This is a genomic window from Spirosoma areae (assembly GCF_054781775.1).
In genome coordinates, this window is the sequence record NZ_BAAGTT010000021.1 from 1 (window position 1) to 1,098 (window position 1,098).

Annotated in this window: 2 protein-coding genes; one reads left to right on the plus strand and one right to left on the minus strand. The window is 47.1% G+C overall.

What is annotated here, in order from left to right; all coding sequences use genetic code 11:
* Window positions 1-97 precede the first annotated feature (97 nt).
* Window positions 98-334, minus strand: coding sequence for a hypothetical protein (locus ACYVI1_RS08710; protein ID WP_460908923.1), 237 nt, complete (start codon window positions 332-334; stop codon window positions 98-100).
* Between ACYVI1_RS08710 and ACYVI1_RS08715 the strand changes: the two genes are divergently transcribed.
* Window positions 312-845, plus strand: coding sequence for a hypothetical protein (locus tag ACYVI1_RS08715; protein ID WP_460908927.1), 534 nt, complete (start codon window positions 312-314; stop codon window positions 843-845). The genes ACYVI1_RS08710 and ACYVI1_RS08715 overlap by 23 nt on opposite strands.
* The last annotated feature ends 253 nt before the right edge of the window (window positions 846-1,098 follow it).

Sequence of the window (1,098 nt, forward strand, 5' to 3'; positions counted from 1 at the left end):
ACAGGACTCACGTCTCGTCGGTGGGTTGGCAGCCCAACCAAACAAGGGTGAAAAGGTCGCAGGCACGTTTGTTTTTTCTGTCTATCTTCCTCATCCATCAGCCCTTGTTGGCGTTGGGTGCGAGTCCATAAATTGGCTTCCATTTCGGCGTTTCGGTCGACAGGCTGTAGGCCGCAGAGGTCAGGTTTTTGCTCGTTGGGCGGGTCTCGTGTGACAACGTGAACGCCCCGGTTAGGCAGGTTTGGGTTTGCGGGGCATCGTTCTTTCGACAGGGTGAACGCCCCGACAGGTCAGCTAATTTTAAATGAATAATGAAGTGGTACTGGTTTGACAAAGCACCGCCTTTACTTTTAGCGAGTTCGCTACTTGACTACTGGGAAGGCGTTGATGAAAACAGCGGTAGAGCAGACACTACAACGTATTGGCAAATGCTGGATTTTCTCGAATCACAATCGAGTCCAACCAGTCCATGCATCGAGGTGCCAATTCAAGATGGCAAAGGTCTCATTATTGATACCCCCTACTGTTTCTCTTGGCTTAATGCTTCTAAAATATTAGTCTGGAACGAGTACTCTTACGAAACTGAAAATATTGACCCCGAAACAGCTAACTATTTTAAGAGTTTTAAGCCTGAAAATTTAGAGTGGCATTCAAAACTTCACTGGCAAGCGGTGCAGACTGATTATCTTTTGTTCAATTCGGCTTATTCGCCAAAATCACAGGATTTCAGAGCAAATGCTATTTTTACCAAATTCGAGGTTGGTAATTATTCCATAGATTTAGCAAGTGTGAAGTCTGAAAATTACTGGTTTGAATTTGTCAAATTCAGATTGGTTGTAGTTTAACGGTCCGCGTGGGTGGGTCTCCGCTGACAAGACGCTCGCCGGTGAGGAAGCGTTGCAGCCCAACCAGGAAAGGGTGTAAAGGTCGAAAGTATATTTGTTTTAGTGAGCTAACTTGCACACCATCAGCCCTTTCGGGCGTTGGGTGAAGTGTTCATCATGTGTGGAGTGGGCGGGCTACTTGCGACAAGGCGAACGTTTCGACAGGCAGGTCAAAACGTGAGTTTTTCAGCTTCCCCCTGACAAAGCGCACTCC